The sequence below is a fragment of the Nesterenkonia salmonea genome (genome assembly GCF_005771525.1).
Lineage (GTDB): Bacteria > Actinomycetota > Actinomycetes > Actinomycetales > Micrococcaceae > Nesterenkonia > Nesterenkonia salmonea.
In genome coordinates this window covers 1-5,394 of sequence record NZ_VAVZ01000073.1, presented here as the reverse complement: position 1 = coordinate 5,394, position 5,394 = coordinate 1, and the positions used below count along the sequence as shown (strand labels likewise).

Here is a 5,394-nt window from a genome sequence, read left to right as displayed (position 1 = left end):
ATGTTGTGTCCGGCGGTGTCCTACTCTCCCACACCCTCCCGGGTGCAGTACCATCGGCGCTGTGGGTCTTAGCTTCCGGGTTCGGGATGGGACCGGGCGTTTCCCCCACGCTATGACCGCCGTAACCCTTTCAACCACACCCCCAGGAATCACATTGTAGGGGGTGGGTAAATCTTTGTGGTTACAACCAAACGCTTCGTATTCAATTTCACACACCCCACCACTAGTGGGCGGGGGTGCTTTTTTGTTGTGGACGTAGTTGTTGTTTCAGAACCGCATAGTGGACGCGTAGCACCAGAACACTGCCATGTTCCCTTGAAGCAGGGAGTCAATGTTCTTCCTTTGTCTGAGCCCCAACCACTCCTCAAAGAAAAGGGTGGGGTGGTGTGTAAGTGGTCGGCTTATTAGTACCAGTCAACTGCACACATTACTGTGCTTCCATTTCTGGCCTATCAACCCAGTAATCTCCTGGGAGCCTTCACACCTCAAAGGGTGATGGAGATCTTATCTTGAAGCCGGCTTCCCACTTAGATGCTTTCAGCGGTTATCCATCCCGAACGTAGCTAATCAGCGGTGCCCTTGGCAGGACAACTGACACACCAGAGGTTCGTCCGTCCCGGTCCTCTCGTACTAAGGACAGACCTTCTCAAATCTCCTGCGCGCGCAGCGGATAGGGACCGAACTGTCTCACGACGTTCTAAACCCAGCTCGCGTACCGCTTTAATGGGCGAACAGCCCAACCCTTGGGACCAACTCCAGCCCCAGGATGCGACGAGCCGACATCGAGGTGCCAAACCATGCCGTCGATATGGACTCTTGGGCAGGATCAGCCTGTTATCCCCGAGGTACCTTTTATCCGTTGAGCGACGGCCCTTCCATACGGTGCCGCCGGATCACTAGTCCCAACTTTCGTTCCTGCTCGAGATGCCTCTCTCACAGTCAAGCTCCCTTGTGCACTTACACTCAACACCTGATTGCCAACCAGGCTGAGGGAACCTTTGGGCGCCTCCGTTACTCTTTAGGAGGCAACCGCCCCAGTTAAACTACCCACCAGGCACTGTCCCTGGACCCGATCAGGGCCCGAAGTTAGATGCCTAACAACACCAGAGTGGTATTTCAACGATGACTCCACCCCCACTAGCGTGAGGGCTTCCACGTCTCCCACCTATCCTACACAAGTGATGTCAAACACCAATACCAAGCTATAGTAAAGGTCTCGGGGTCTTTCCGTCCTGCTGCGCGTAACGAGCATCTTTACTCGTAGTGCAATTTCGCCGAGTTCACGGTTGAGACAGCGGGGAAGTCGTTACTCCATTCGTGCAGGTCGGAACTTACCCGACAAGGAATTTCGCTACCTTAGGATGGTTATAGTTACCACCGCCGTTTACCGGGGCTTAAATTCTCCGCTTCGCAGCCAAAAGCCGCTAACAGGTCCTCTTAACCTTCCGGCACCGGGCAGGAGTCAGTCCGTATACATCGTCTTACGACTTCGCACGGACCTGTGTTTTTAGTAAACAGTCGCTTCCCCCTGGTCTCTGCGACCACCACCAGCTCACAGTCGAAAAGACCGCTCACCAGGGTGGTCCCCCTTCTCCCGAAGTTACGGGGGCATTTTGCCGAGTTCCTTAACCGTGATTCTCTCGATCGCCTTAGTATTCTCTACCTGACTACCTGTGTCGGTTTAGGGTACGGGCGGCTAAAACCTCGCGTCGATGCTTTTCTTGGCAGCATAGGATCACCGGATCCCCACCCAAGAGGTGGGGCCCATCAAGTCTCAGGCACACAGACCACGGATTTACCTATGGTCAGCCCTACATTCTTAGACCCAGACAACCATCGCTGGGCCCGGCTACCTTCCTGCGTCACACCTGTTAATACGCTCGCTAGACCACATCAGGTCCCACGCTACTAATTCACCGTGAGCCCGAAGGCTCATCAGTAAAAGTTCGGGTGGTTAGTATCAGTAGTTTCGCGTGGGCGGTTCTTCGCCGGTACGGGAATATCAACCCGTTATCCATCGACTACGCCTGTCGGCCTCGCCTTAGGCCCCGACTAACCCAGGGCAGATTAGCTTGACCCTGGAACCCTTAGTCATTCGGCGGACACGTTTCTCACGTGTCTTTCGCTACTCATGCCTGCATTCTCACTCCAACACACTCCACAACAGGCTTACGCCGCTGCTTCACCGCAGTGTTGGACGCTCCCCTACCCATCCAGTCCTCAAAGGACTAAATGCCACAGTTTCGGCGGTGTGCTTGAGCCCCGCTACATTGTCGGCGCGGAATCACTTGACCAGTGAGCTATTACGCACTCTTTCAAGGGTGGCTGCTTCTAAGCCAACCTCCTGGTTGTCTAAGCAACTCCACATCCTTTCCCACTTAGCACACGCTTAGGGGCCTTAACTGGTGGTCTGGGCTGTTTCCCTCTCGACGATGAAGCTTATCCCCCACCGTCTCACTGCTGAGCTCTCACATCACTGGCATTCGGAGTTTAGTTGACGTCAGTAACCTTGTAGGGCCCATCAGCCATCCAGTAGCTCTACCTCCAGGATGAAACACTCAACGCTGCACCTAAATGCATTTCGGGGAGAACCAGCTATCACAGAGTTTGATTGGCCTTTCACCCCTACCCACAGCTCATCCCCCCAGTTTTCAACCTAGGTGGGTTCGGGCCTCCACGTGCTCTTACACACGCTTCACCCTGGCCATGGGTAGATCACTCCGCTTCGGGTCTAGACCCAGCAACTCAAACGCCCTATTCAGACTCGCTTTCGCTACGGCTACCCCACACGGGTTAACCTCGCTACTGAGCACTAACTCGCAGGCTCATTCTTCAAAAGGCACGCCATCACCAGCCAAAAGACCAGCTCTGACGGATTGTAGGCACATGGTTTCAGGTACTATTTCACTCCCCTCCCGGGGTACTTTTCACCATTCCCTCACGGTACTGATTCACTATCGGTCAACAGGGAGTATTCAGGCTTACCAGATGGTCCTGGCAGATTCACACACGATTCCTCGAGCCGCGTGCTACTCGAGAACACACCACAGGCCGGCCGTACGCATTACAACTACGGGACTCACACCCTCTACGGTGACCGTCTCAACAGTCTTCGCCTATACGCCGACACCTCAACCCAGAAGATCGGTGGACCTTCTACGGGTGGTCTCACAACCCCAGCAACGCAACCCCCACCGGGTATCACACGTCACTGGTTTAGCCCCATACGCTTTCGCTCGCCACTACTCACGCAATCACTTTTGTTTTCTCTTCCTGTCGGTACTGAGATGTTTCACTTCCCGACGTTCCTCCCACCGTGCCTATACATTCAGCACGGGGTGACACACCACTACAGCATGCCGGGTTTCCCCATTCGGACATCCTGGCCTCAACGCTCGGTTATCAGCTCCACCAGGCTTATCGCAGATTCCCACGTCCTTCATCAGCTCCTGTTGCCAAGGCATCCACCATGCGCCCTTAAACACTTACGACACACAAAAATACACAGACAAATAAAAAAGATGCTCGCGTCCACTATGCAGTTCCCAAACAACAACCCCCACCCCCACCACCACAGACACAACGTCCACAGCAGACCTGAAGTAAGGACCACAATCCAAAGGCTCATAGCCTCAGGACCCAACAGTGCGCCACACACCACACAAACACACGCCCCAACCCTTCTTTCCAACCCCCACCCAAAGACGAGGACGTACTCAAAAAACCACGACGTGTGACAAGCATGATGACCCCGACATGCGGAGTATTCGTTGAAAATTTCCACCCATGAGTAAAACCCCCCGGCAACACAATCGGCTGCACAAAGAGGGCGGACCCAACTCGGGTCCATACTCCTTAGAAAGGAGGTGATCCAGCCGCACCTTCCGGTACGGCTACCTTGTTACGACTTAGTCCCAATCGCCAGTCCCACCTTCGACCATTCCCTCCAGAAAACTGGTTAGGCCATGAGCTTCGGGTGTTACCAACTTTCGTGACTTGACGGGCGGTGTGTACAAGGCCCGGGAACGTATTCACCGCAGCATTGCTGATCTGCGATTACTAGCGACTCCAACTTCACGAAGTCGAGTTGCAGACTTCGATCCGAACTGAGACCGGCTTTTAGGGATTAGCTCCACCTCACAGTATCGCAACCCATTGTACCGGCCATTGTAGCATGCGTGAAGCCCAAGACATAAGGGGCATGATGATTTGACGTCGTCCCCACCTTCCTCCGAGTTGACCCCGGCAGTCTCCCATGAGTCCCCACCATCACGTGCTGGCAACATAGGATAGGGGTTGCGCTCGTTGCGGGACTTAACCCAACATCTCACGACACGAGCTGACGACAACCATGCACCACCTGTGAACCAGCCCCGAAGGGAAACTACATCTCTGCAGCGATCCGGTCCATGTCAAGCCTTGGTAAGGTTCTTCGCGTTGCATCGAATTAATCCGCATGCTCCGCCGCTTGTGCGGGCCCCCGTCAATTCCTTTGAGTTTTAGCCTTGCGGCCGTACTCCCCAGGCGGGGCACTTAATGCGTTAGCTACGGCGCGGAAAACGTGGAATGTCCCCCACACCTAGTGCCCAACGTTTACGGCATGGACTACCAGGGTATCTAATCCTGTTCGCTCCCCATGCTTTCGCTCCTCAGCGTCAGTAACAGCCCAGAGACCTGCCTTCGCCATCGGTGTTCCTCCTGATATCTGCGCATTTCACCGCTACACCAGGAATTCCAGTCTCCCCTACTGCACTCCAGCCTACCCGTACCCACTGCACACCCGAGGTTGAGCCCCGGGCTTTCACAGCAGACGTGGCAAACCGCCTACGAGCTCTTTACGCCCAATAATTCCGGATAACGCTCGCGCCCTACGTATTACCGCGGCTGCTGGCACGTAGTTAGCCGGCGCTTCTTCTGCAAGTACCGTCACAATAAAGCTTCTTCCTTGCTGAAAGCGGTTTACAACCCGAAGGCCGTCATCCCGCACGCGGCGTCGCTGCATCAGGCTTGCGCCCATTGTGCAATATTCCCCACTGCTGCCTCCCGTAGGAGTCTGGGCCGTGTCTCAGTCCCAGTGTGGCCGGTCACCCTCTCAGGCCGGCTACCCGTCATCGCCTTGGTGAGCCATTACCTCACCAACAAACTGATAGGCCGCGAGTCCATCCAAAACCGCAAAAGCTTTCCACCAGCACCCCATGCGGAGGCCGGTCATATCCGGTATTAGACCCAGTTTCCCAGGCTTATCCCAGAGTCAAGGGAAGGTTACTCACGTGATACTCACCCGTTCGCCACTAATCCAACCGTGCAAGCACGGCCTTCATCGTTCGACTTGCATGTGTTAAGCACGCCGCCAGCGTTCATCCTGAGCCAGGATCAAACTCTCCATCAAAAAAT

General features: G+C 54.9%; 3 rRNA genes. All 3 read right to left on the bottom strand.

Annotation, left to right across the window (positions count from 1 at the left end):
• Positions 1-7: 7 nt before the first annotated feature.
• A 5S ribosomal RNA gene (rrf, locus tag FEF26_RS15030) occupies positions 8-124 on the bottom strand.
• Positions 125-384: 260 nt separating this feature from the next.
• A 23S ribosomal RNA gene (locus tag FEF26_RS15025) occupies positions 385-3,491 on the bottom strand.
• A 368-nt stretch (positions 3,492-3,859) separates the two neighbouring features.
• Positions 3,860-5,389 (bottom strand): 16S ribosomal RNA (locus FEF26_RS15020).
• Together the 16S, 23S and 5S rRNA genes form the textbook arrangement of a ribosomal RNA operon.
• Positions 5,390-5,394 lie beyond the last annotated feature (5 nt).